The sequence below is a fragment of the Dietzia timorensis genome (genome assembly GCF_001659785.1).
Classification (GTDB): domain Bacteria; phylum Actinomycetota; class Actinomycetes; order Mycobacteriales; family Mycobacteriaceae; genus Dietzia; species Dietzia timorensis.
The window spans coordinates 40,107-65,242 of sequence record NZ_CP015961.1 but is presented as its reverse complement, the minus strand read 5'-3'; the positions used below and the strand labels follow the sequence as shown (position 1 = coordinate 65,242).

Annotated in this window: 26 protein-coding genes and 1 tRNA gene; 13 read left to right on the top strand and 14 right to left on the bottom strand. The window is 64.7% G+C overall.

Annotated features, from left to right (window positions below):
- Positions 1–43 precede the first annotated feature (43 nt).
- Both BJL86_RS00325 and BJL86_RS00320 read right to left on the bottom strand, forming a co-directional pair.
- A complete protein-coding gene (locus tag BJL86_RS00325) occupies positions 44–634 on the bottom strand; it encodes a ClpP family protease (RefSeq protein WP_067473836.1) in 591 nt (196 codons plus the stop codon).
- Complete coding sequence (locus tag BJL86_RS00320) at positions 631–1,260, bottom strand: ClpP family protease (protein WP_067473839.1); 630 nt, start codon at positions 1,258–1,260, stop codon at positions 631–633. Before BJL86_RS00320 ends, BJL86_RS00325 begins: the two co-directional genes overlap by 4 nt.
- A 344-nt stretch (positions 1,261–1,604) precedes the next feature.
- Here BJL86_RS00320 and BJL86_RS00315 point away from each other — a divergent pair, with 344 nt between their 5' ends.
- A complete protein-coding gene (locus tag BJL86_RS00315) occupies positions 1,605–2,231 on the top strand; it encodes an HAD family hydrolase (RefSeq protein ID WP_067473777.1) in 627 nt (208 codons plus the stop codon).
- Positions 2,232–2,334: 103 nt separating this feature from the next.
- Here BJL86_RS00315 and BJL86_RS00310 read toward each other — a convergent pair whose 3' ends face one another.
- Positions 2,335–3,789 carry a carotenoid oxygenase family protein gene (locus tag BJL86_RS00310; RefSeq protein ID WP_067473780.1) on the bottom strand — a complete coding sequence of 485 codons (1,455 nt, stop codon included), beginning with the start codon at positions 3,787–3,789 and terminating at the stop codon, positions 2,335–2,337.
- Positions 3,790–3,855: 66 nt separating this feature from the next.
- Here BJL86_RS00310 and BJL86_RS00305 point away from each other — a divergent pair, with 66 nt between their 5' ends.
- Positions 3,856–4,464: a TetR/AcrR family transcriptional regulator gene (locus BJL86_RS00305; RefSeq protein WP_075844740.1), complete on the top strand. Its 609-nt coding sequence runs from the start codon at positions 3,856–3,858 to the stop codon at positions 4,462–4,464.
- Positions 4,465–4,876: 412 nt separating this feature from the next.
- On the opposite strand, the gene istB is transcribed toward BJL86_RS00305, so the two are convergent.
- The 6 genes from istB to BJL86_RS00270 all read right to left on the bottom strand — a co-directional run bounded on the left by istB (position 4,877) and on the right by BJL86_RS00270 (position 8,879).
- Positions 4,877–5,635 (bottom strand): IS21-like element helper ATPase IstB, encoded by a 759-nt coding sequence (istB, locus tag BJL86_RS00295; RefSeq protein WP_197487564.1) that lies wholly within the window; start codon positions 5,633–5,635, stop codon positions 4,877–4,879.
- Between the two features lie 17 nt (positions 5,636–5,652).
- A complete protein-coding gene (locus BJL86_RS00290; RefSeq protein WP_067473792.1) occupies positions 5,653–5,976 on the bottom strand; it encodes a hypothetical protein in 324 nt (107 codons plus the stop codon).
- Positions 5,977–6,077: 101 nt separating this feature from the next.
- Complete coding sequence (locus BJL86_RS00285; RefSeq protein WP_067473796.1) at positions 6,078–6,863, bottom strand: VOC family protein; 786 nt, start codon at positions 6,861–6,863, stop codon at positions 6,078–6,080.
- A complete protein-coding gene (locus BJL86_RS00280) occupies positions 6,860–7,447 on the bottom strand; it encodes a helix-turn-helix domain-containing protein (RefSeq protein ID WP_067473799.1) in 588 nt (195 codons plus the stop codon). The genes BJL86_RS00285 and BJL86_RS00280 overlap by 4 nt, the downstream gene beginning before the upstream one ends.
- On the bottom strand, positions 7,444–8,271 hold the full coding sequence (locus BJL86_RS00275) for an NAD(P)H-binding protein (protein ID WP_067473801.1): 828 nt from the start codon (positions 8,269–8,271) through the stop codon (positions 7,444–7,446). Before BJL86_RS00275 ends, BJL86_RS00280 begins: the two co-directional genes overlap by 4 nt.
- Positions 8,268–8,879: a TetR/AcrR family transcriptional regulator gene (locus BJL86_RS00270; RefSeq protein ID WP_067473803.1), complete on the bottom strand. Its 612-nt coding sequence runs from the start codon at positions 8,877–8,879 to the stop codon at positions 8,268–8,270. Before BJL86_RS00270 ends, BJL86_RS00275 begins: the two co-directional genes overlap by 4 nt.
- A 158-nt stretch (positions 8,880–9,037) precedes the next feature.
- On the opposite strand from BJL86_RS00270, the gene BJL86_RS00265 reads away from it, so the two are divergent.
- Together BJL86_RS00265 and BJL86_RS00260 are read left to right on the top strand one after the other, a co-directional pair.
- Entirely contained in the window at positions 9,038–9,622 is a 585-nt protein-coding gene (locus BJL86_RS00265) for a M24 family metallopeptidase (RefSeq protein WP_075844738.1), read from the top strand.
- Positions 9,623–9,722: 100 nt separating this feature from the next.
- The gene (locus BJL86_RS00260) at positions 9,723–10,163 is read left to right on the top strand and encodes a phosphatase domain-containing protein (RefSeq protein ID WP_067473806.1); all 441 of its coding nucleotides are present in this window, start codon (positions 9,723–9,725) and stop codon (positions 10,161–10,163) included.
- A 165-nt stretch (positions 10,164–10,328) separates the two neighbouring features.
- Here the strand turns inward: BJL86_RS00260 and BJL86_RS00255 are convergent, their stop codons facing one another.
- Together BJL86_RS00255 and BJL86_RS00250 are read right to left on the bottom strand one after the other, a co-directional pair.
- Positions 10,329–11,183 (bottom strand): PHP domain-containing protein, encoded by an 855-nt coding sequence (locus BJL86_RS00255; protein WP_067473808.1) that lies wholly within the window; start codon positions 11,181–11,183, stop codon positions 10,329–10,331.
- A gap of 412 nt (positions 11,184–11,595) precedes the next feature.
- Positions 11,596–11,678: transfer RNA gene (locus BJL86_RS00250), tRNA-Leu, on the bottom strand.
- A 319-nt stretch (positions 11,679–11,997) separates the two neighbouring features.
- Between BJL86_RS00250 and BJL86_RS00245 the strand changes: the two genes are divergently transcribed.
- The 7 genes from BJL86_RS00245 (at position 11,998) to pknB (ending at position 21,577) form a co-directional block, all read left to right on the top strand.
- Positions 11,998–12,927 carry a DUF3662 and FHA domain-containing protein gene (locus BJL86_RS00245; protein ID WP_067473810.1) on the top strand — a complete coding sequence of 310 codons (930 nt, stop codon included), beginning with the start codon at positions 11,998–12,000 and terminating at the stop codon, positions 12,925–12,927.
- A 203-nt stretch (positions 12,928–13,130) separates the two neighbouring features.
- Positions 13,131–13,592 (top strand): FHA domain-containing protein FhaB/FipA, encoded by a 462-nt coding sequence (locus BJL86_RS00240; protein WP_067473813.1) that lies wholly within the window; start codon positions 13,131–13,133, stop codon positions 13,590–13,592.
- Positions 13,589–15,139: a PP2C family protein-serine/threonine phosphatase gene (locus BJL86_RS00235; protein ID WP_067473816.1), complete on the top strand. Its 1,551-nt coding sequence runs from the start codon at positions 13,589–13,591 to the stop codon at positions 15,137–15,139. Before BJL86_RS00240 ends, BJL86_RS00235 begins: the two co-directional genes overlap by 4 nt.
- Positions 15,140–15,151: 12 nt before the next feature.
- Positions 15,152–16,564 carry an FtsW/RodA/SpoVE family cell cycle protein gene (locus BJL86_RS00230; RefSeq protein ID WP_231887179.1) on the top strand — a complete coding sequence of 471 codons (1,413 nt, stop codon included), beginning with the start codon at positions 15,152–15,154 and terminating at the stop codon, positions 16,562–16,564.
- Positions 16,561–18,030, top strand: coding sequence for a penicillin-binding transpeptidase domain-containing protein (locus BJL86_RS00225; RefSeq protein WP_067473819.1), 1,470 nt, complete (start codon positions 16,561–16,563; stop codon positions 18,028–18,030). The genes BJL86_RS00230 and BJL86_RS00225 overlap by 4 nt, the downstream gene beginning before the upstream one ends.
- Positions 18,027–19,532 (top strand): serine/threonine-protein kinase, encoded by a 1,506-nt coding sequence (locus BJL86_RS00220; protein WP_075844737.1) that lies wholly within the window; start codon positions 18,027–18,029, stop codon positions 19,530–19,532. Before BJL86_RS00225 ends, BJL86_RS00220 begins: the two co-directional genes overlap by 4 nt.
- On the top strand, positions 19,529–21,577 hold the full coding sequence (pknB, locus tag BJL86_RS00215; protein WP_075844736.1) for a Stk1 family PASTA domain-containing Ser/Thr kinase: 2,049 nt from the start codon (positions 19,529–19,531) through the stop codon (positions 21,575–21,577). Before BJL86_RS00220 ends, pknB begins: the two co-directional genes overlap by 4 nt.
- Before the next feature lie 13 nt (positions 21,578–21,590).
- Here pknB and BJL86_RS00210 read toward each other — a convergent pair whose 3' ends face one another.
- The gene (locus BJL86_RS00210; RefSeq protein ID WP_067476523.1) at positions 21,591–22,286 is read right to left on the bottom strand and encodes a glutamine amidotransferase-related protein; all 696 of its coding nucleotides are present in this window, start codon (positions 22,284–22,286) and stop codon (positions 21,591–21,593) included.
- Between the two features lie 137 nt (positions 22,287–22,423).
- On the opposite strand from BJL86_RS00210, the gene crgA reads away from it, so the two are divergent.
- Both crgA and BJL86_RS00200 read left to right on the top strand, forming a co-directional pair.
- A complete protein-coding gene (gene crgA / locus BJL86_RS00205) occupies positions 22,424–22,696 on the top strand; it encodes a cell division protein CrgA (RefSeq protein ID WP_067476517.1) in 273 nt (90 codons plus the stop codon).
- Positions 22,697–23,170: 474 nt separating this feature from the next.
- Complete coding sequence (locus BJL86_RS00200) at positions 23,171–23,698, top strand: PH domain-containing protein (RefSeq protein ID WP_067476515.1); 528 nt, start codon at positions 23,171–23,173, stop codon at positions 23,696–23,698.
- 27 nt (positions 23,699–23,725) lie between these two features.
- On the opposite strand, the gene BJL86_RS00195 is transcribed toward BJL86_RS00200, so the two are convergent.
- Positions 23,726–24,469, bottom strand: a complete 744-nt coding sequence (locus tag BJL86_RS00195; RefSeq protein WP_067476513.1) for a rhomboid family intramembrane serine protease — start codon at positions 24,467–24,469, stop codon at positions 23,726–23,728.
- The gene (locus BJL86_RS00190; RefSeq protein WP_067476511.1) at positions 24,470–24,994 is read right to left on the bottom strand and encodes a peptidylprolyl isomerase; all 525 of its coding nucleotides are present in this window, start codon (positions 24,992–24,994) and stop codon (positions 24,470–24,472) included.
- Between the last annotated feature and the right edge of the window lie 142 nt (positions 24,995–25,136).

The following is a 25,136-nucleotide window of genomic DNA, read 5'->3' as shown; positions in this document are numbered from 1 at the left end:
GTCCTTCCATTTGCGAAGTTGGGTGCTCTGCAGGTTTGGGCTGTCATCTTGTGAATAGGACGTGGTCCAGTAGTCCGTAGTCGCGCGCGGTGTCCGCGGTGAATACCCTGGCATGGTCGGTGTCGGTGCGCAGCGTCGTCGTGGTCTGTCCCGTGTGCGTTGACAGGATCTCTTCAATCTCGGCGCGCACGCGTACAACTTCCTCGGCTTGAAGAATCAAATCGGGGATGGTTCCGCGTTGGCCTTGATTAGCGGGTTGGTGCAGCACGATTCGTGAGTGAGGTAGCGCTACGCGTTTACCAGCGGCTCCCGAGGCGAGGAGGACCGCGCCCACCCCAACGGCCTGTCCCACACAACTGGTCGCCACATCGGGGCTCACATACTGCATGGTGTCATAGATCGCGTGCATGGCGCTCGGGTCGCCGCCGTCGCAATTGACGTACAACTGTATATCGAGATCGGGATTCGCCGATTCGAGGTACAGCATTTGCGTGATCAACGCGTTCGCCACTCCGGCATCGATCGCTGTGCCGAGATAGATGATCCGCTCGGTAAGCAGATGCGAGTACACATCCATGACTCGCTCGCCGCGATCGTCCCGGCTGATCACATTGGGAATCGTGTAGCTACTCACCACACTCTGTCCTTTCGGTCATTTGTGAACCCTGCGTGACTGGATTGACGGGGCACGACCTCGGCTACGTTGTCGACGATCGCGTCAGCAAATCCGTAGTCGATAGCTTCTTCGGCGGTGAACCAGTGATCATGCAGGGAATCAGTGAAGACTTTGTCCACCGGCTGACCGGTATCTTTCGCAGTGAGCCCGAGCACGGTATCTCGGGTATGCCTCAAATCCCCGGCTTGCAGCTCGACGTCCACCGCAGATCCACCGATGCCGGCCGAGCCCTGATGCATCAACACCCGCGCATGTGGAAGAACACGCCGATGCCCCGGCGTTCCGGCAGTCAATAAGAATTGGCCCGCACTGTAGGCAATCCCCAGCGCCAGGGTGGACACCGTATTGGGCACCAGCTTGACCAGATCGCGGATCGCGAGCATCGCGGGCACCGACCCGCCGGGCGAATGCACCCACAACGCGATATCGGCTGACCGGTCGGCTACCGATAACGCGATGAGCTGGGTAGCCAGCAGCGTGCCGTTGTCATCGTCGAGTTGTCCGTCGAGGACGAGGATGCGTTGTTCGTAAAGCTCCCTGCGGGCTGTGTCGTCAAATGTTTGGACGTGATCGTTGTCGCTCATGCCATCAACCGTGCCCAACACGGTGACCGCAAAACGAGCGCATCCGCACACAGCAGATCTGCCCTGCGCGGAACAGCTCTTCACGCATCGTTTGCCTGCGTGACGAAACGCGAAGTCGCCGGAGCGTCACCCGCGATGCACAGCGAACACACCGGCCGGAACGGTCGTCAAGGCGATCGACTCTAGCCACAACTACTGGATTCGGGGAGTATCGCCATTGAGGAGTCTGGTGCCGCGCGTTACGATTCCTGGGAATTGAACGAACGCCCACGGCGAGTCACGCCCGACACGGTGTCGGCGAGTCGCGTTTTGGGGACTTCCGTGTAGATCGAAAGTGTGAACGCATGGCCGAATTCATCGCTTCTGCCTTCGATGCCGTGTTGTTCGATATCGGTGGGGTTCTAGAGATCACTGGCGCAATGGATTTCGGGGATACGTGGGAACGGAAACTCGAGCTTTCTTCGGGCGCCATTACCGTTGACCTCGCCGAACTGTGGATCGGCGGCGCGGTCGGCGACGTATCTACGGATCAGCTCCGGCAACAGGCTGCCGACCGCCTGAGTGTATCTCTCGAGACCGTCGACCAGATGCTTGAGGACATGTGGGATCAATACCTGGGTGAACCGGATACGCGATTGTTCGACTGGTTGCATCAGCATCGCTCAACGTATAAGACCGGGCTAGTGAGCAATAGCTTTATCGGGGCCCGCGAGCGCGAAAACGATAAATACAATCTCAGCGGACTCGTCGACACCATCGTCTATTCACACGAAGTGGGATCGCTCAAACCCGATGCCAAAATCTACCTTGAAGCATGCCAACAACTCGACGTCACGCCCAAGCGATGCATCTTCGTCGACGACTCACCTGTCACTATCGAAGGTGCCGAGAACCTTGGGATGACCGCGATACACCACCAACAGACCGACATCACCGTCGCGCACCTCGACGCGCTCATCGCATCCCGCTGACAAGCACCTGGATGATTCAGATGAACTTGCCGCAGCGAAATGAACCTCCAATTTCAGGCGAGTGTAGTTGTGACCGGTGCTTGTTTTGGAGTTCTCTGGAAGCCTAAGTTTCGGTTGCTGGTAACCAGTTGCCGTGAAAGCCGGCAGGGACTCTGGCCGGAAGCTGCACAGTCGCGACAGTGTCGAGCGTTTCTGCATCGAGGATGGTTAGGTTGCTGAGGGCATCGGATCGGTTGTACACGTATCCCATGAGCACGCCGTCGTCTTCGTCGGCGCCTGGGCTCCTGGGTTCGAACACGAATTCTCCGATTTCGCTGCCGGGGCCGAATTCGCGCGTGATGGTGCGTCCACGACGTAGATCATGTTTGAGCAAAGCCGCACCTTGCTTAAGCCCCTGTCCCACGCGTGGGGCGTAGCCGAATCGATGGTTTTTGCCGACGCGGCGCTCGTCGATTCGAGGAAATTCTTGCGCATGGTCGTCGATTCGTTCTTCGCGCACGGTCCCGCTGGCTAAGTTGATCGTCCATCTGTCGAGAGTGGGTGGGCCTTCGCTGGGTCCGTGCAGGTTGGTGTCGAACATCGTAGGGTGACGAATAACGTCCAGGACGACGGAGTTGCCGTCGTCGTAGGCGTTCATCGGGTGGAAAACGAAGCAAGGCTCAACATCAAACCAGCGCACGTCGGCGTTGTTCCCTTCTCGCGGCATGACGCCGATCCGGGCAGGATAGTTACGGTTCCAGCTATACGGGAGAATAGCGTTAGCGCGTAAACGGTTGCTCGCCATCGCGCTAATAGGATCCGGAATCTTCACGCACCCAATGAGAGCCGAAAGCAGCAATTGTGCAGGCTTACGAAGCCCATAAGGCACTGTTTCCTCGACCACTTGCCGCGAGTCGAAAGTCACCGGCAGATCGTAGAACACTACGTGATGCTCGGTAAGGGAAAAATCATGCATCATCGGCGCCCCGGTTACTTCGATGTCGATAGTGCGGCGCGCTTTACCTTCTGTGTCGATGATGGAGTACTGCACACAGTTGCCGCGGCCGAAAAAGTACGAGACCGCATGGAGTTCACCCGTGTCCGGGTCTCGCTTGGGGTGGGCGGTGTATCCACCGCGAAGTGTGCCGTCGAAGTCACACGGGCCGATCGTGTCCAGTTCATCGGTGAGTTCATAGTTCGTCGATCCGCCTTCGATCAACGCCATTGTGCGGCCACGATGACTAATGACGTTGGTATTCGCGCCAAGTCCACCGAGCCCAACCTGTGTTCCGCCCGGGTAGTAGGCCGCTGCTGCCCCGAGCGCATCAGTCACGATTGGCGACCGCACCCAACGATTGCGGTACCACTCCGCGCGCCCACCACGCAGCCGCACGCCGTGGACCATTCCATCGCCCATGAACCAGTGATACGCGGCCGGATCGACTTCGTGAATGGGATTAGGACCGTTACGAAGATACCGCCCATCGAGATGCTCCGGAATTGTGCCCGTGACCGTCAATTCGGTCGCGGTATGTTCAACCGAAACCGGAGCGAAATTGCCCGACAGATACTGATTCATCTGCACGACACCTCCCGGTATAACAACGTTATATGAGGTTAACAGGTATCTGGCAGAATGAACAGAGTGAGACAGGTTAGTGATCACGACGACGTACGAGTCCGCTTCGTTGAAACGGCAATCGCGCTGCTGGGCGAGGAAGGGCCGGCGGCGATGCAAGCGCGACGCCTATCGCGCGAGGTCGGCGCCTCAACGATTGGCCTCTACCACTACTTCGGTGGCATGCCCGAGTTGTTAACAGCGGTCAAGGAAGAAGGTTTCCGTCGTCTCGGCGATCGGCTGGCCGCTATTCCACGCACCGATGACCCAGTTGCGGACATCAAGGCGATGGCATTGGCATATCGCGAAACCGCCCATAGCAATCGGCATCTTTACGACCTCATGTTCGGATTTTCCGCTTCAGGGAAAGATCGCCCGAATCCAAACACGCGCAAAGAATACGCGGATGGCTCCGACGTGGCGCTGGATTCGTACGGCCATCTCGTCGACACCGCGCAACGCGCCATGGGCGCCGGACAAATCCGGCCTCAAGATGCCGCGCATGTGGCCGCGCAATTATGGAGCGTGCTCCACGGATTCGTGACTCTTGAATTGGCCGGGCACTTCCACCACGTCAACGCCCTAGACGAAGTGTTCCTACCCATGACGACAAATCTCTTCGACGGACTAGCGTAAAGCACACAATTACTGCCCAAGCAACCATGGCGGCCTGGTCCATCACGCGCACCTGTTGCAGGTCGACGCAACCTCAGGGGTCGTTCTTTGGGGGGTGAGGCAGCATGGATGGTATCGGCGAATTTCGATGATGAGGAGGTGTCTTGTGGCCGCTTACGAGTTACATCGCCGGATGCAGAACGTGGCCCGTGACGCGATGGCGATGACCAGAGACGCGCTACGACCCGGGCTCACTCTTGCTCAGGTGCGCGGCCTGTGTGAAAAGCATCTGCTGGAGTTGGGGGCCGACGGATTGGCTTCGCCGGTTTCGTCCGACACCGTTTGTCGGTGAGTTCTGACACCAGTCGGGCCGGATCCACGCCGGTGATGTAGGTCTGCGTCGACACCACTGCTCGGGCGTTACAGCCTCCAGTCAATTCGTCTGCTTCTTGGTGGCCTGTGCCAAACGATAAGAGTCGGTGCCGGTCTCCAGGATGGTGCCACCGAAGGTAAGCCGGTCAACGATGGCCGCGCACAACCGGGGGTCGGTGAAGGTCTTGGTCCAGCCGCCGAAGGACTCGTTGGACGCGATCGCAACCGAGGCCTTCTCCTCACGCTCGGTGCGGACCTGGAAGAGGAGTTCCGCACCGCGGCGGTCGATCTGCATGTATCCGAGCTCGTCGATGCACAGCGGGTCGACTCGACCGTAACGGGCGATGGTCTTGGCGAGGGTCCTCTCGTCGGCTGCTTCGACGAGCTCGTTGGCGAGCTGGGTCGCCAGGGTGTACTTGACGCGGTAGCCGGCCATGGCGGCCTCGGTGCCAAGGGCGATCAGCAGGTGCGATTTCCCGGTGCCGGAGTCCCCGATCAGACATAGCGGCTCGCCCTTGTGGACCCATTCACCCTTGGCAAGGGTGTGCACCACGGCGGGGTCGATGTTCAGGTTGGCTTCGAAATCGAATGCCCGCAGGGACTTCTCCCTCGGGAACTTGGCCGCCCTGATCCGCCGCTCGGACCGGCGGCGGCCGCGGTCGTCGCACTCGGCGAGGGGCAGTTCGGCGAGAAACCCACGGTAGGACATCTGCTCACGCCCGGCCCGGTCGGCATACTCGGCGAAGGAGCCGCGGAGGGTGGGCATCCTCAGCATCCGGCAGGCTTGGTCGATCGCGGCGTCAGCGGCTTCCTCGGTCATTCCACGGCGCTTGCTGGTCACGGTTTGGCTCCTTCGCTCGGATTTTCGCGTCGGTTGGGCAGCAGCTGGTCGTACTTGTCCACGCTCGGCAGCGGGCGAGTGTCGGCTGGGAGGTGTGCGCGCAGTCGGCGCTCGGTCAGCGATCGCACGGCAGGGGCCTCGCCTTCGCCGTGCGCCTCTGAGCTGACATGGGCGGTTGGGTGGTCCACGGCCGAGTCGTCTGCCGTGTCCTCGTGCTTGCGTGCCTCCAACGCGACAGCGTCCGCGGTCAGCGCACCAGCACGTAGCGCGGTTGCGAGTCCGGCAGCGACCTGCTCGTGGGGAAGGTGGCGGTGCAGCATCAGCACCTCGATCAGGGCCCGGGTGCCGTCTACCTTTTGGCAAGGTCACGCCCGTCTCGAGTCAGCTGAGTGTTTGCTGGTTGCTGCGACGGCCACCTGTCTCAAACCCGAGCGGACCGGCGGTCCCGCGGTGCGGGAGTAAGTAGCGCGAACTGTGCGCCTATCGGGTCGGCCAGCACTGCGATGCGGCCGGCTGGAATTTCGTTCGGCTCCGCGATCACTGCTGCGCCCAAGGCGGTCGCGGCCTCAACCGTTCTATCGGTGCCGATTGCAGGATCAACTGCGAGGTAGATGCGCCAGTGCGCAGGTACTCCCGAGGGAAGTTCGGTGTGAAGTCGTCCGCCGATGGGTGCCTGCTGCTTGGCTGGGTTCCAGATGGTGTAGTCGTAGTGCTCGCCGTCGCCGATCTGCGTCACGCTGACTCCGAGCAGGCTGGTGTAGAAGTTGTCAGCGCTCTTGCCATCGGCGGTCAGCAGTTCGGCCCACGCGAGGGAGCCGGGCGCGAGCGATGCGAACTCGAAGCTGGGCTCTGGCTGCCAGATTCCCGTGGCGGCTCCGGTCGGGTCGGTGATGATCATGACGCTGCCCTGACCTGGCACGGCGACAGGGCCGTGAAGGACGCTTCCGCCGTCCACGGCCGCGCGCCTTGCGGTGGCCGCAATGTCGTTGGTAGCGAGGTAGAGCATCCACGCTGGTGCAGCGTCGCCGTAGGCGGCGCGGACGCCGGCGATGACCGATCCGCCCTCGGCGCGGGCGTAACGGTAGCCACTGGGGTTCTGCTCATCGAGCTTCCACCCGAACAGGGCACTGTAGAACTGCACCGAGGCGTCCTCGTCGGGAGTCTGGAGGTCGATGAGGGCCGGAGCGCCGGGAACGATCGTACTCATATGCATCGTCCTTCTTGTCGGTGGGTGACGCCCAGGTAGGCGTGGCCGCGTTCGGATAGTTCGTAGCCGACCCGCAGGCTGCGTGTCAGGCCGTGCTCTTTGAGGGTCCGGATGCGGCGTTTGAGGGCGTCCTTGCCGAGCGGTAGCCCGTCGGCGAGCTGTGCCGCGGTGATCCCCGGATTCGCTGCGATCCGGCCCAGCGTGGTGCGGGCCCACGGCGCACGCGCATCGATCCGGTCCAACAGAACGTCGATGTCCGTGATGTCGGACGGCGAGAGCTCCGTGTTCGCCGCGCGCGCTTCTCGGGGGTCGGGGCCGGCCCAAGCCAGGGTGATACACCACAGCGGACCGGCATGGTCGCCGATGGTGGCGAGCAGTTCGTCCGGTGTGGCGTAGCCCGCGTCCTGCGCTGCGGCGGTGTTGATTTGTTCGGGATCTGCCTGGTCGATCGCTTCAACACGTACGATTCCAGCCACGGTGCGGAACGTCGATCCGGGTTTGACTCGCGGGTGCTTCCAACGGCGGTAGGCGACGGTGACTTTGCCGGCGGCGACGTCGTGGGCGATCCGGTTGGCGAGGATCATCGGACCTCCTGTAGGAACTCTGCGAGAGACCGCGGCGTGCGACCCAGAACCTCGGCGGCGTCCGGGAGGACGGGAGCGGCGCGACCGGCGGCAATCGTGGCGAACAGGCCGCTTAGAGTATTTACGTAGTCGGGGTGCCAGCCCAGGTTGAGGACTGCGCGACGGAAGTCCGCCTCGGAGACCGGCTCATAGGCTGCCACCGGCACGGGTGAATCCCGGCATGCTTCGGCGACCTGGTTGAAGGTCAAGCTCTGCGGTCCGGTGAGCGCGTACTCGTGGCCGTGATGGTCACTGAGTAGGGCTTCGACGGCAACGGTCGCGATGTCGCGGGTGTCGATGAAGCTGACCGACGAATCTCCCGTTGGCAGGCGTAGTACGCCATCGTGCGCATCGGCGAGGATGCGTAGTGGGCCGTGGGTGAGGTTCTGGAGGAACCAGTTCGGGCGCAGGATCGTCCAAGCGAGATCGCTGCGCTGCAGGTGCAGCTCGACGGCACGCTGCTCCACCTCGATCGGAGCGTATTCCATGCCGAGCGCGGTCATCAGCACCACGCGCTCCACCCCACGGCGCTGGGCGAGGTCGATAAACTCGACCACCCCGTTACCGAGTCCAGTGACCGAACGGTTCCCATCGTCGCCACCGGGCACAATCAAGAACACCCGGTCGACACCGTCCAGCACGGCCGACCAAGTCGAAGGATCGCTCCAGTCCAGCGGGAGCGTGCTGCGCCGAGACCCTGCCCGCAACTCGACATCCCGAGCCCGAAGTTGCGCGGTGACTTCGCGGCCAACCTTCCCTGTCGCCGCGGTGACCAGGACCGTCATGCGTCGATCCCGAGCGTGAAAGCGAGTTGGGCGAGCACCACATCGCGGTACTCCAGATCCGCCGAAGACCGGTGATTTAAGACGAGCGGATAGACCAGACCGTCCATCGTCGCGACCAGCACGTCCACAACCGCTGCGACCTCGAAACGAGAGGAGAACGACCCGGCGTCCACCCCGCGACGCACCGCCTCCAGGAAGGGCTCCCGATACTGCCTGGCCAGCACCGCGGCATGCGCGCGCAGCTCCGCGTCGTGAGCTGCGGCGGTCCAGAACTCCATCAGCATCCGCCACGTCGAAACCGGAGTGGAAAGGCCCCGATCGACCAACGCCACAAGCTGCTGCCACGGATCGTCAAACCCGCCAGCAAGGTCATAGAGCGCCGATACCTCACTGGATGTGGCACCCCTCAGCGCCTCGACGAGCATGTCCTCACGCGAGCCGAAGTAGCCCTGCAAGGTGCTGACCGCAACTCCTGATGCCGCGGACACGTCGGCGAACCGTGTCCCTGCGAAACCACGGTCTGCGAGTACCTCGACAACCTGTCCAAGAACTACTGCTCGCCTGCTCCCGCCTGCGCGACGAGTGCGACTCGATGCTAATTGACTCATGACCCTACCGTATCACGATACGGCACGACTGTACGGTGCCGAACGGACTGGAGTCCCCTGAAGCTGCTTCATAGTCGGGGAAATCCGGGTGGTGTCGGTCTTCACCAACACCTCGCAGGTACCCTGCCCCTGGTGGTGTCAGAACTCACCTACAGGCGGTGTCGAATGAGACCTCCGAAGCCAACGGATTCTGGTATTGGGGCGTTGGTGCATTCATTTTCGCCGGCAGCGACACCGTCACCTCGGTGTCAGGTGCCGACTACCACACCCCTGACTACGTGTTAGACAACGGCGAGCTTGTCACCATCGATCTGAGCCCTCAGCGCGACAGTGTGTGGGGCGATTACGCCCGCACCCTCATCCTGGAAAACGGCACCCCCCTCGAGGACGCACGACAAACATCAAACCCGCAGTGGCTCGAAGGAGTGAGCGCCGAACATCGACTCCATACCCACTTCCGAAAAGTCGCGGCCCCGTCGATGACATTCCACGAATTAGCCCGTGAAATGAACGACCACATCAGCACTCTTGGCTTCGAGAACCTCGATTTCCGCGGAAACCTGGGCCACTCGATCGAAAACGACATGGCCCACAGGGTCTTCCTCGAAGCCGGAAACCATCGAAGGCTCGACAGCGTCGAAATGGTGACCTTCGAACCGCATATCCGCCGTCCCGGCGGCACGTTCGGGTACAAGCACGAAAACATTTACCACTTTCACAACGACCACCTCTACGCCTTATAACGAGCCCTGCGTCCGGGACGAGAGGCCTCCAGTTCCGCGGGTGGCGTCGCACGCGTGAAAGTCGCTCACGGAAGTCGGCTGGCGCCGCGACCATAGAGGTATGTCGTGGAAACTCGAGGAGCCCGGAGCCATGCAGCTGCCCGGCGGCAGGATGGTGCGTGGCCGCAAGTTCTCTGCTGACGTGGGCATTATGCCGCAGTGGGGTCTGTACGCGTTGTGGCGTGAGCCTTCCACCGCGTGGCCGCACGGATGGATTCGTTGGTCAGATTTCGGCCTGCCGCTTGATAACGATCGGGCGCGCACGCTGATCGGACAAGCGTACGAACGTAGCAAGGTTGAGCGTGTGGAGGTTGGTTGTGGCGGCGGGCGCGGACGCACCGGAACAATTCTCGCTGCTCTTGTGATGCTCGATGGGCTCGACGCCGCCTCAGCGGTGGCATGGGTCCGAGAACACTACGACCACGGGGCAGTCGAAACACCGTGGCAACGCCACTGGCTCGCCGGCAGATTTTGGGAGAACTCATCGACGACTAACGACTGACGGCGACAACCCAACATCCAGAAATGAGGGGGCTGCGCAAAGTGCCGCCGACTCGCGCAACAGAACCACGGCGTCGCCACCTTGTCCAGCTGGCCGGGTGATATTGGCCAGGCCCGCCGCCACGACCGCTCCGTGAGCCACCTTCGGCCGTACGCCAGCTGGTTTTCAGCGTTTGTGCCACGCATCGCCAGGTGTGGTGCCGGGATGAAAGCCGAAGTGTTCGGCCATGTCCACAGCTTCGTAAAAGTGTGCGGCCAAGTCGTGAGGGGTGTGGGCGTCGCTTCCAAAACGCACGCGTTTTCCGCCCTCTTCGGCCCACCACCGTGGAATCCATGGCCACAGTCTGTGCGTGTTCAGTTCAAGGGTTCGATCCGACTGTGCGAGCGTCCGGAACACGGTTCGAAATTCGTCCTCGAACGCGTACGGATCAAAAGGCCCGGCGGTGTCGGCCGGCCACGACCGAACTGCATAGTCGACATGCGCCAGCGTCTCGAACAACGAGGAACTCTCCACCATTTCGTCTAACTGCTGCAAGTAGCACGACAACACCACATCGGGAGAGAATTCGCGGTACAACGTTCTCGGCTCGGCACGCACACCTGCCAATTGGACCGTATGCAGCGACCCCAACACCAGATCCATCTCGGTCAAATCAACGATCGCGGCGAATTCGTGTTCATGCAGGTGAGGTTGCCCGACCTCGGCACCGGTAAGTATCTCTATCGCAGGGAACTGCGCACGCATACCGGCGATGTCGTCGAAGTATCCGGCGACGTCGAACGGTTCGAAGTCGACTATTCCGGCTTCGGTGAGAAAACCCTGCTGGTGGTCCATCATGTCGCACGGCTCAGCGCGCCACGACCCCGGAAGATCCAGATGCTCGGTGAACACGACCATCGGTAACCCGATGCGTTCGGCCTGCGCGCATGTCTGACGCATCCTACCGACCGCAGACGACCCCGGCCCGCCAGTATCCCATGACCATTCACTATGCACATGGCAATCACCCGGCAGTCCCATACACCGATCGTCACCCACAGACACCGCCCGACGCAATCACACCCCACGTTGCCCGTAAAGACTTCAGGGTTTCTGGAAGACTGGAAGTCACGGCGTGCCCGCAACGAAAGCAGCATCGCCAGCACGGCTATCAACACTCACCTGAATAAGTGGTCTCCAGTCTAGAAAGTGCCAATCACAAGCCCGAACAGCACAGAACGAAGCCGTCAAAGCCAGTCAACCCCACCACAAATTTCTTGAAGTCCGCTACATTCCAGATTCACGCGCAATCGCACAAAACCGAGACCCCTCGGGACTTCACCCCCAAAATCCCGCCACACGCACATCGAGGCCCCAACCAACGAAAAAGGGAGCCCAAACTGGGAAAACCAGATTTGAACTCCCCGCAGCTCTCGACTTGAACTGCTCAGCGTGCGCGAGGGGGGACTTGAACCCCCACGTCCCGAAGGACACTGGCACCTGAAGCCAGCGCGTCTGCCATTCCGCCACTCGCGCGCGAACGATCGGGCACCTGCAGCGATACAGAGGCCGAACGAACCAAGCCAAAGTAGCATTTTGGCTTAGTCAAATCGAAATCGCGATTCTTTTGGAGCGCGGAAAATCGTCTCGACCTGCGAGGGGGCGGAGGCCGCCGCGAAGCCGGCGTGCGCTAGAGTGCCGATTTTTCGACTGTACACCTAATATGGAGGGCTCAGGATAGTCCGACGCCGAGCAGGCCGGTGCCCTTGCGAGCAGGTCCGCGCGCACCACCGTGGCTCACCACTGTGGATCCCGTAAAGGCAGTGTCGACCAGACCTTATAAAGGAGGCGAGACGTGGGGATTGTCTCGAGATTCGAGCGCACCCTTCAGAGTGCGGTGGGCGATACGTTCGCCCGGGTCTTCGGCGGCAATGTTGTCGCCTCCGAGATCGAGTCCGCCCTGCAGCAGCAGGCGCAGACCGCTGTGCGAACCGTAGGGGGGCGTCGGCTCGCACCGAACGACTACACCATCACCCTCGGCGAATCGGACTACAAACAATTCGCCGAGGAAGAGCAGCTGGCAGTCAAGACCTTCTCCAAGCACCTCGCGGATTTCATCGCCGAGCAGGGCTGGGAGACCGAGGGGCCGGTATCCGTGCGCCTCGTCCAGCGGGCGGCTCTGCACACCGGGCAGTTTCGCGCTGACGGCGCGGTAGCACCTCCGCGAATCCAAGGGGCTCCGACGTCATACGAGAACAACCCGCAGGGCGGGGCCAGCGGGGTCCAGGCCTCGGTGCCCGGCTGGTACGGACCGGGTGGTCACGGGGGTGCCGAGCCACAGGCCCAGCCTCAGGCGCAGGCGTACGACCCGATGGCGCCGACCGAGCAGGGCTGGCGCCAGGACGATCGCGCGGGTGCGGGAACGCGCGCGCCCGAGTCCTACGACGTGCACTACGGCAACGCCGGGGCGGCACCCGCCGGGCCGAGCGCGGCGGCCGCAAGCGGGGTGACCCTCGTACTCGAGGACGGCTCGGGCCGCACGTTCCGGCTGAGCCGGGGCTCGAACCTGCTGGGACGCGGGCAGGATGCCCACTTCCGCCTGCCCGACACCGGGGTGTCGCGCCAGCACGTGGACATCAATTACGACGGCCAGCGCGCCGTGCTCTCGGATCTCGGCTCGACGAACGGTACGACCGTGAACGGCGGGCCGGTACAAGACTGGCAACTCGCAGACGGCGACGTGATTCGTATGGGACACTCAGAGATTCTGGTGCGATTCGGCTAGCTCCGAATCGGCCGGTACCGAACCCGCGACCTGGAACGAAGGGCTAGGGTGCGCGCCGGAGCGCCTCGGACCCCTACTATCGAGATAGCACGCCGGACCGCCACCGCCGGTGCCACTTTGCTTCCGGCACTTCGTTACGTGGCCACCGAACGCGCTACGCTACTGCGCAACAATCTTGGACACATTGGAAGGAGGGACCGCCCATGCAAGGACTTATCCTGCAGCTCTCGCGCGGCCTGCTCCTGATTCTGCTGTGGCTGTTCATCTACCTCGTCTTGCGCTCGTTGCGGCGCGACATTCTCGCGGTGAGCGGCGGCCCGGCACATTCGGGCCCCATCGCGCGCGAGCGCGGCGGCATGTTCAACCGTTCCCGGGCGATCCGGCACCTCGTGGTCACCGAAGGCGCCCTCGCGGGCACGCGGATCACACTCGGGGATCAACCCGTCCTGCTGGGCAGGGCACCGAACTCGACACTCGTGATCGAGGACGACTACGCCTCCAACCAACACGCCCGCCTCGTGCCGCATGGGTCCGAGTGGTTCCTCGAGGACCTCGGCTCCACTAATGGCACCTATCTGGACAGGACGAAGGTCACTACTTCTGTGAAGGTCCCCCAAGGCACACCGGTGCGCATCGGCACCACGACGATTGAGCTGCGCTCGTGAGTTTCGCACTGGATTTCTTCGCCAGGTCCGACCTCGGCCTGGTTCGAGACAATAACGAGGACTCGGCCTTCGCCGGCCCGCGCCTGCTCGCGCTCGCGGACGGCATGGGCGGCCACGCCGCGGGCGAGGTCGCCTCACAGTTGATGATCGGCGCGCTGTCCCCGCTCGACGAGGACGAGCCCGGCTCGGACCTGACCGGCGCTCTGACCCAGGCGATGCACGCCGGCAACGACTCGATCGCCGCCTCCGTGAAGGAGGATTCGCGCCGCGAGGGTATGGGCTGCACGCTCACAGCGCTGCTCTTCGACGGGCGCCGGGTCGGCCTGATCCATGTGGGCGATTCCCGCGCATATCTCCTGCGTGACGGCGAGCTGTCCCAGATCACCCGCGACGACACGTTCGTGCAGTCCATGGTCGACGAGGGCCGTCTCTCCGCGGATGAGGCGCACTCGCATCCGCAGCGCTCGCTCATCCTCAAGGCCCTCACCGGCCAGGAGGTCGAGCCGACGACGGCGGTGCGCGAGGTGCGCAAGGGCGATCGCTACCTGCTGTGCTCGGACGGGCTCTCGGACCCGGTGAGCGAGTCGACGATCCGCGAAACCCTCGGCACCGGCACGCCCGAGGAGGCCGTCGACAAGCTGATCTCCTTGGCGCTGCGCTCCGGCGGACCGGACAACGTCTCCGTCGTGGTCGGCGAGGTCGTCGAGGAACGCGCCTCGACCCCGGCGCGACCGATAGTCGTCGGCGCCGCCTCCTCCGAGTCCACCGACTCAATCCTCGTGACCGACTCCGCGGCGGCGCGCGCCGCCGCGTTCGCCCGCTCGCAACGCGGCGTCGGCACCCCGAAAGACTCCCCCGACGGTTCGGGCGAGCAGACGACGCAGGACTCGGCGGCCTCGCCCGGAGCTGCAGGTGAAGGGCCGGGAAAAGCTAAGGCCCGCAGCCGCAAGCTGCGGGTTGTGCTGCCGGTTCTCATCGCCGTCCTCGTGGTCGCCGTCGGCGCCATAGTGTCGGCGATGCTGATCCGTTCGAACTATTTCGTCGCCACAGACGACAGCCGCGTCGTCGTCAAGCAGGGCATCTCCGGGGAAGTCCTCGGGATTTCCTTGTCCTCGGTGGCCCAGCTCGGCTGCCTCGACTCCTCCGGCGCACTCAGTCTCGTCGACGCGGACGCGGCGCCCGAGGGCTGCAACGTGCTCACCGTCGGCGATCTCCGCAATGGCGCGCGTGCGCAGGTCGAGGGCGGGCTACCCTCGGGCTCCCTCGCCGAGGCCGGCGCGCAGATCAACCGCCTCGCGATGGACGAGCTCCTCCCGACATGCGCGCAGGTCGAAGCGGAGGCGCTCGCCGCGGCCACGGCCGCCAATGCGGAGCGGACCCCGCCGTCAGACGCCGAGCGTCCGCCGGAGGATGGCGAGGGCGACCCCCCTGCGGAGGAACCAGCCGAGAACCCGGGCGACGCGCCGGGCGAGCAGGCTCCCGCGCCCGCCGCCCCGGACCCGCAACAGGCGGCCTCCCCCGGAGTCAACTGCAGGGCGGTGAACTAGACCGTGTCCAAGGTGCTGGATTCCATTCGCCAGCGGCGCCAGGCCGGGAACGAAGGTGGACGCTGGAGCGAGATCGGCCTGCTGCTGTTCGCCGTGATCATCGTCGGCTTCGCCGCTGCGGTGACCATGATGTCGCTCGAGCAGTCGATCACCGTCGACCTGTTGTGGCTGCTCGCCGGTTATTTCGGTCTGCTCGCAATCGCCCACGCGGCGGTGCGCATTTTCGCGCCGTATTCCGACCCGTACCTGCTACCGTGTGCCGCGCTGCTCAACGGCATCGGGCTCGTCGTTATCTATCGTCTCGACCTCGCCGAACAGGCGATGGACCCGGAGAACGCGTCGTTCGACGTCGTCCGCCAACTGATGTGGACACTCCTCGGGATCGTCGCCATGGTCGTCACACTGATCGCGCTGCGCGACCACCGCATCCTCGCCAAGTTCGGCTACACACTCGGCTTCGCCGGCCTCGTGCTGCTCGCGATCCCGACGATCCTGCCCTCGCGGTTCTCGGAGATCAACGGCGCGAAGAACTGGATCCTGCTGCCCGGCTTCTCGATCCAGCCCGGCGAGTTCTCGAAGATCCTGCTCATCATCTCGATGGCCGCGATCCTCGTGTCCAAGCGGAGCCTGTTCGCGACCGCCGGTAAACGCGTGTTCGGCCTCGACCTGCCGCGCGCCCGCGATCTCGGCCCCGTGCTTCTCGCGTGGATGCTCTCGCTCGTCGTGCTCGTGTTCAACTCCGATCTCGGTACCAGCCTGCTCATCTTCGCGACCGTACTCACGATGATCTACACGGCCACCGAAAAGGTCTCGTGGCTACTCATCGGTGTTGTGTTGTTCGCGATCGGCGCGACCTTCGCCTACTTCACTTTCGGGCACGTGCGCGTGCGCGTGGAGACGTGGATCGATCCGCTCGGCTTCTACGACGGCACCGGGTACCAGCTCTCGCAGGGGCTGTTTGGCCTCGCCACCGGCGGCGTCGGCGGCACCGGCCTTGGTAACGGGCGCCCCCAGCAGGTGCCGTTCGCGAACACCGACTTCATCACCGCCTCGATCGGTGAGGAACTCGGGCTCATCGGCCTGATCGCCGTGATGCTCGTGTACGCGATCTTCATCATGCGTTCGATCCGCATCGCACTATCGGTGCGCGACAGCTTCGGCAAGCTCCTCGCCACGGGCCTCGCGTTCACGATCGCCGTGCAGCTGTTCGTCGTCGTCGGCGGCGTCTCGCGGCTCATCCCGATGACGGGCCTGACAATGCCGTTCGTCGCGTACGGCGGCTCCTCGCTTCTCGCGAACTACATCATCCTCGCGATCCTGTTGCGCATCTCCAACGAGGCGCGCACCCCGACGCCGGCCGTCGCCTCCCCGGCGATGCCGCCGGCGGCAGCCTCTCCCGGGGCCGGAAGGAGGGCCGGGGCATGAACCGCGCCATCCGCCGCGTTTCCGTCGCCGCCATGGTGATGGTGGTCGCGTTGATGCTTCAGCTCACCAACGTGCAGGTCTTCCAGGCGAATTCGCTCAAGCAGGACCCGCGAAACTCCCGCATGTTGCTCGACGAATTCTCTCGCCAGCGCGGCCAGATCACCGCAGACGGCCAGGTCCTCGCCGTGAGCACGCCCGCCGACGGGCTGGTCCCGTGGCAGCGCAGCTACCCGGACCCCGACTCCGTGCCGTTCGCGCCCGTCGTCGGCTACTACTCGCTGCAGTACGCGACCGCCGGCCTCGAGCAGACCCAGGACTCGTTCCTCAACGGCTCCGACGACCGGCTGTGGTCCGAGCGGCTGCGCGGCTTCCTGTCCGGCCGCACTCCGCAGGGTGGAAATGTCGATCTCACCCTCGAACCGGCTGGTCAGCACGCCGCCTACGATGCGTTGCAGCGTGGCGTCGGCCAGGGGCCGCTCACCGGTTCTGTGGCCGCGGTGCGCCCCTCCACCGGCGAGATCCTCTCGCTCGCGTCGAGCCCGTCGTTCAACCCGAACGACCTCACCAGCGGCGACGACGCGTCCCGCTCCGCCGCGATGGAACAGCTCTCCTCCGATCCGGGGCAGCCGCTGCTCAACCACGCCACCCAGGTGTCGCTGCCCCCCGGTTCGATCATGAAGGTCATCACCGCGGCCGCGGCACTGGAATCGGGTATGACGCCGAACAGTCCCGTTTCCGGGGCCAACAACACCCTCCTGCCCGGAACGTCGACGTACTTGGAGAACTACGCCGGTTCGACGTGCGGCGGCGGGACAACCACGTTCATGAATGCGTTCGCGCTCTCGTGCAACGTGCCGTTCGTCGAGTCCGCTCCGACGATCGGGCAGGAGAAGTTCGCCGACGTCGCCTCGCGATTCGGCTTCGACGGCAACGCCCCCGATATCGGCATGCCCGCGACCGGATCGGGACTCGGCACGATCGGCGACGACGCGCAGTTCGCGATGAGCACGATCGGCCAGTCCGACGTCCGCGCGACGACGCTCGGCGCCGCGATGATGGCTGCGAGCGTGTCGAACAACGGCATGCGGATGAAGCCTCAGTTGATCCGCCGCCTCCAGGCGCCTAACCTTTCGACGGTCGAAGAGATGAAGCCGGAGGAGGCCGGCGAGGCGGTGAGCCCCGAGATCGCCTCGACGCTCACGGACATGATGAAGGCCTCCGAGGCGCATTCGGGCGGCGGCATCCCCGGCGTCGAGATCGCCTCGAAGACGGGCACCGCCGAGCACGGCGAGGGCGACAGCAGCGTCCCCTACACGTGGTACATCGCGTTCGTCCCGGGCAGGGACGTGGCGGTCGCCGTGTGCATCGAAAGCGGACCGGGGATCACCAGCGACACCGTCGGCGCGACGGTCGCAGGACCCATAGGTCGGGAAGTACTCGGAGCACTCCTAGGAGGTGGGCAGTGAACCTGGATATCGGATCGGTCATCGGCGGACGCTACCGCCTGACCCGACACATCGCAGCGGGCGGCATGGGCCGCGTCTGGGAAGCCCACGACGACGTGCTCGACCGCTACGTCGCCGTCAAGGTCCTGCACCCGCAGTTCTCCGGGGACACCGAGTTCGTGGGACGGTTCCGCGCCGAGGCGAAGATGACCGCGCGTGTCCAGCACGCGAACGTCGCGCAGGTCTACGACTACGGCGACATCACCGAGGACGCCTCGCAGCCGTTGTCCTACCTGATCATGGAGTTCGTCCGCGGCGAGGCATTGTCGGAGGTGCTGCGACGCACCGCGCGCCTGTCGGAGGAGCACACCCTCGACGTGCTCGAGCAGACCGCCCGCGCATTGCAGGCGGCCCACGACCTCGGCCTCGTGCACCGCGACATCAAGCCCGGCAACATCATGATCACGCCCGCCGGTCAGGTGAAGCTCACCGACTTCGGCATCGCCAAGGCGATGGGCGAGGCCGCCGTCACCCAGACGGGGATGATCATCGGTACCGCGCACTACATCTCGCCGGAACAGGCGATGGGCGAGGACGCCACGCCCGCGGGCGATGTGTACTCCCTCGCGGTGGTGGGCTACGAGTGCCTCGCGGGGCAGCGGCCGTTCAACGCCGACAGCCCGCTCGCGATCGCGATGGCGCACGTGCGCGACGAGCCCCCTGCCCTGCCGGAGGACGTGTCCCCCCAGCTGCGCCAGCTCATCGCATACGGGATGGCCAAGGATCCGGCGCAGCGCTACCCGGACGGCGCCTCGTTCGCCGCGTCCGCGGCAGCGGTGCGCGCCGGCCACGACCCGATCCCGCCGATCGGGGCCGTCGGCGACCAGGCCACCGAGCATTTCAGTAACACCGGACTCCTCGGCCCGGCTGCGGCCGCAGGCGCGGCGGGCGCGCTCGGAGGCGCAGCGGCCGCCGGCCGGCCGGGCACCCAGCGGATGCCCGGGGTGCCGCCGTCGAACGCGGCGACCGGTCCGCGTACCGGGCAGAGCGGCGCGGTCCCGCAACAGCAGCCGGTCCGACGTCAACAAGCGCCGGAGCCGGCGCGCCACGAACCCGAACCACGCAAGTCCGGTGCCGGCTGCATCTTCGGCGCAATTCTCGCGATCCTGCTCGTCGCGGGCGCGGCCGCCGCGGCGATCTGGTTCGTGCAGAATCGCGATTCCGGCACGCCGACCCCGCCGCCGGTCACCTCCACGGTGCAGTCGACGGTGTCCACGGTGGTGCCGCCGCCGGAGCCGGAGCCGACGACTCAGCAGGAGCCCGAACCGACGACCGAGGAGCCGACGACCAGCGAGACCCGGCCGTCGACCACCCAGGACACGCCGGAGCCGACCCAGCCGACCGAGCCGCAGTCGCCGACCGTCCCGGGCGGTTCGGACCCGGTGGATACCGATAGCCCGGCGTACGAACTCGGTCAGGATCTCGGCAACATGTTCAACGGCGGCCAGGGGGGCGCGCCGTGACCGAGCCCCACGTCCTCGGCGGCCGCTTCGTCCTCGGAGACGTCCTCGGCTACGGCGGCATGTCCGAGGTGCGTCGCGCCACCGACACCGAGCTCGAACGCGACGTGGCCGTGAAGATCATGCGCAGCGAGCTCGCCCGCGATGCGACCTTCTACGAGCGTTTCCGCCGCGAGGCGCAGAACTCGGCGGTGCTCACGCATCCGTCGATCGTGCGTGTCTTCGACACCGGCGAGGAACAGGTAGACGGTGCGACCATCCCGTACATCGTGATGGAGCTCGTCGAGGGCCGAACGCTGCGCGACATCGTCCGCGCCGACGACGAGGTCGAGCCGAAGCTGGCGCTCGCGATCATGGCGGACGCGTGTGGCGCGCTCGATTTCTCGCACCGCAAGGGAATCGTGCACCGCGACGTCAAACCGGCCAACATCATGGTCACCTCTGACGGCGCGGTGAAAGTGATGGACTTCGGGATCGCGCGCGCGATCAGCGAGTACACCTCGACGCTCACCGAGACCTCGGCGGTGCTCGGCACAGCGCAATACCTGTCGCCGGAGCAGGCCCAGGGGCTGCAGGTCGACGGCCGATCCGACGTGTACTCGGCGGGCTGCGTGCTCTACGAGCTGCTCACCGGGCGTCCGCCTTTCGTCGGCGAATCGGCCGTGGCTGTCGCGTACCAGCACGTCAAAGAGGATCCGAACCCTCCGTCGATGCTGCGGCCGGACCTCGATCCGTACATCGATGCCGTCGTCATGGCGGCGATGAGCAAAAACGTCAACAACCGGTACCTGTCGGCCGGCGAGATGCGCAGCGACCTGCTCGATGTGCTCGCCGGGCGCAAGCCGTCGGCGCCGATGGTGATGGTGCCCGAGTCGGGCAACGGTGGGGCCGGACCTGCGGCCGCCGGCGCCGCCGGCGCTGCGGGGCTCGGCGCTGCCGCCGGTTACGGCGCTGGTGGTGATATCGACTACGCCGCTCCGGGCTCGCTCGGACAGGAGGACACCTCCGCGGGTGAGACGAACACGCGCCTGCGCGCGCTCGGCAGTTTCCGCGGAAACGGCGACGGCGCTCGCGCCTCGGACCCGGTGTCGCAGCGCCGGCGGAAAGGGCTACTCACCGGCGTGGCCGCACTGGTGGTCATGGCTCTCGTCGGCGGAATGGCGTGGATGGTGTGGGGCCGCGACGACGGAAGTAATGACCCTGCGGTCGCCGAGCAGGCGCAACAGGTCACGGTCCCGGATGTCGCCGGCAAGCCCGGCGAGGAGGCGGTCGCGGAACTCACCGACCTCGGTTTCACGGTGGAAACGCGCGAACAGACCGACCCCGTAGTGCCGAACGGTCAAGTCATCACCACCGACCCGGTGGCCGGAAAGCTACTGGTGCAGGGCGCGACGATCACCGTCGTCGTCTCGACCGGCAAGCGGATGCTCGACGTGCCCTCGGTAACGGGGCAGACCCCCGACGAGGCGCGCCGCACGCTCATCGAGGCGGGGCTCACGGTTGCGAACGAGGACCGCTCGGCGCCGTCGACCCCGGAGGACGAAGGCAGGGTCATTGCCACCGATCCGACCGGCGGCACGTCGATCCCCTTCGATCAGCCGATCCAGCTCACCGTCGGCACAGGCCCCGAAGAAGTGTCGGTGCCCGATGTGGTCGGCCAGTCCGTCGACGCGGCGCGCTCGACGCTGACCTCGTTGGGCTTCCGCGTCGAAACGTCCGAAGTGGATTCGAAAGCAACGGCCGACCGCGTGGTCGACCAGTCGACGCCCGCCGGGATCGAGCAGGTCAAGGGTGCGACGATCACGCTGCAGGTTTCCCGCGGTAACCGTTTCACGGTGCCGAGTCTGATCAACCTCACCGTCGAGGATGCGGAGGAGGCGCTGCGTGCCGCCGGCTGGAAGGGCAACCCGGATCAGCTGGTGCAGCAGCCGCAGAACGACACCGACATCACGCGCATCGGCAAGATCGCCTCGCAGACCCCAGCCCCCGGGGATGCAGGGGTCAACGACACCATCACCGTTCGGGTGATCCGGCTCGGCCTGCCGTAGCCGTCCGGGGTGTTTAGCGCACCCCGGCGGCTTCGAGCTCGTCGACCAGACCGGTGCGCGGGGCGAAGCCGCTGATCTCCATCCAGTTCGCGAGCATGCGGTGCCCGTGCGCGCTGGCAACGGATTCCGGGTGGAACTGCACGCCGTGGATCGGCAGTTCCCGGTGGCGCAGAGACATCAGCGTTCCGTCGTCCGTGTGACCGGTCGCGACGAGTTCGTCCGGAAGGGTATCGGGCGCGACGGTGAGCGAGTGGTAACGCATCGCCGTGAACGGTGAGGGCATGCCGGCGAGAACGCCGCTGCCGTCGTGGGTCACCTCGCTGGTCTTACCGTGCATGAGCTGCGGCGCGCGCTCGACCCTCGCGCCGAACTCGGCACCGATCGCCTGGTGGCCGAGGCACACACCGAACAGCGGTAGCCCGGTCGCCTTCGCGTGATGCACGAATGCCGGGGTCGCGCCCGCCATTTCGGGCACGCCCGGGCCGGGGCTGAGGAGGACACCGTCGACGCCGGAGAGGACGCCCGAGAAGCGCTCGGCTACCCCGGCGTCATACGCCAAGGGGCGGGTGTTGGGGGCCGAGGGCGCCTCCGCGGCGGTGAGGCGCGCATCGTCGTTGCGCCAGACCGAGACCTCGGCGCCGAGCTGTCCCAGGTACTGGACGAGGTTGTAGACGAAGCTGTCGTAGTTGTCGACCACCAAAACGTGCATAGGTGCAGCATACGTCCCGGCGGACGCGGTTCGGAATACGCGTGCCGCCCCGGCCTTCCGCTATTGGATACGCCCACCTCGATGGTAGATTGGGCTGTTAGTAGCAATAGACCCCTAGGGAAGCACGGACAGTACTTATGCCCAAGTCAAAGGTACGGTCGAAGACCGAATACACCCAGGCCGCCGCCGCGAACCGCACGCCGGTCAAGGTCAGCTCGAACCCGACCCCGCGCTGGTACCTGACGATCATGTTCGGCTTTCTCCTCATCGGCCTGCTGTGGCTGGTCGTCTATTACCTCGTCGGCGATCGCTGGGAGTGGATGGCGAACCTCGGGAACTGGCAGAACTTCGCCATCGGATTCGGGCTGATGATCATCGGTTTGCTGATGACGATGCGCTGGCGCGGTTAGCTTTTCGGCAGGCCTTCGCACCTCACCGGAGTTTATCCACAGCTTTATCCACACAGGGCCCCGTAGCTTCTCGGCTGCGGGGTTTTCGTCTATTTCGGACCGCTTGTTGCTCGTCTATTTGGGCAGGTCAAGGTCTAAAACATGAGGCTGGACTCGTGTCTAGGGCGCTATCCACAGCTCGGCCGTCGCTGTGGATAACCGCGAGGTTCGCAGTCCACAGAAGCGCCCGTTGTCCTCTCGTGGGCCGCCTCCGTTCCCGCTGGTAAGCGCCGGTCCCCGAGAATTCGTGTGAGTTACATGCCTGTCAGTTGTGCACACTGTGGAAGCCGCTTGTGGATAACTCAGGGGTATTACACGGCTGTAATTACTCCACAGTGTGGACAACTGCTGTGGATTACTATCCTCACCCCCACCTGAGAGGTAGCGGAATTACATAGTGGTGCTTAAGGCAAAAGTAAGGAAAGGTGTGGGACTGTGACAACCAATTCCACCGCAGGTGACCTTCCGAACCCCGCTCCCGAGCTCGATACGGAGTGGTCGCCGAAGCTCGCCTACCCCGTGACGATTTCCGTGCTCGGGCTCGTTGGGATCGGCAGCGGCTTGGTCACGTTGATCAGTGGTGGAACCACGTTGTCGTCAGTACTGTTGCTGCTCGCGGGCACGATTTTGCTGCTCATGGGCCTCGACCAGTTTCGCCGCACCCCGCGGCTGCAACTGCTTCCCGATGGGCTGATCTACTTCGGTCTGCGGGGTCGTCGCTTCATCGAGAGCGAGCTGGTGCACGAGGTTCGCGTGATGCGCGGCCGGCGCAGGGGCGTCGCGGCGCTGGTGCGCATCGAATACTTCGCCGATTACGCCGAGGCCAAGAAGCAGCGTAGTGCCGATGGGCCCGTGGACGGCGAGCTTCTTCTTCTCTCGCGCACCGAAGTCGGTGGCAATCCCCGCGAGGTCGCCCAGGTTCTTGCCGAGGCCGGCTACGACGTCATCGACGCGACCGGATAATTCCCCGGGGCCGGGCCGATCGCCCGGCTACGACGGCAGCGCCAGAAGGTACGCCGCAGCTACACACCCGGCAGTGACGGCGGACCACGCAACGACACCGGCGGTGGTGCGCGCTCGTGCGGTCGACGCGCGCATGAGTAGCCCCGGCGCCAACACGAGGGCCAGCGCGCCCAACACACCGCCCGCGAGACCGCCGAGGTGCCCGGCGAGCGAGATGCCGGGGACGAAGAGCGAGATCCCGACGTTGATGGCGATGAGCACCAGCGCACCGCTGGCCGAGAGCCGGTAGTACCGGGCGAGCACCGCCCACGCGCCGAGAAGACCGAAGACTCCGCCGGAGGCGCCTGCGACCAGCGTGTCCGGGGTGAAGGCGATGGCGCCGACCGCCCCGCCGACGGCCGAGGTCAGGTAGATCGCGGCGAGATTCTTGCTCCCGACCACGCGTTCGATGCCGAGCCCGATGATGAGCAGCATCCACATATTGGCGAACAGGTGCATCGGTCCGAAGTGCTCGAACGCGCTGCCGAGGATGCGCCACATCTCGCCTTGTCCTACTGACGGGGCGTAGAGAACGGTGCCCGCGAACAGCGAGGAGTTCTGCCAGTTGTCGGTGACGCTGCGCGACTGGGCGGCGGTCACCGCGAACGCTGCGATATTCGCGACGATCAACCACGCAGTCGTGGGAAGGAAGCGGAAAAAGCCCCCGGGGCCGCTTGGCCTCGGAGGCTGTCCGGAGCGCCGGGCGGGCCCGGCGCCGAAGTTCGACGTCATTTACTCCTCGACGTCGATGGAGGAGATAACCACATCCTCGACCGGGCGGTCCATCGCGCCGGTGCGAACCTGCGCGATCTCGTCGACGACCTTCTGCGAAGCCTCGTCGGAGACCTTGCCGAAAATGGTGTGGCGGCCGTTGAGGTGCGGGGTCGCGCCCACGGTGATGAAGAACTGCGAGCCGTTGGTGCCCGGGCCACGGTTGGCCATGGCGAAGTAATACGGCCCATCGAACTGCAGTTCCGGGTGGATCTCGTCGCCGAACTCGTATCCGGGTCCACCGGTGCCGCGGCCGTCCGGGTCCCCGCCCTGGATCATGAAACCGCTGATGATGCGGTGGAAAATCGAGCCGTCGTAGAACGGTCCCGACGTGCCGCCCGACGCGTTGGTCGTCGAGTAGTCCTTGGTCCCCTTGGCGAGCCCGACAAAGTTGTCCACGGTCTCTGGAGCGTGGTTGCCGAACAGGTCCACCACGATGTCGCCGTGGTTGGTGTGGAACGTTGCCTTCTTCGTTGCGATAGTCACGTCGCCCAGTTTGCCACAGGATTCCCGCGAACCGGGACCACCTCCGGGCGCCTGCCGCCGGCGCCGTCATCAATCCCGGCAATTCGCAGTTCGGGGACGTATCGGCACGTAGATTGTTCACTACGGGCGCAATTTCCCCGAG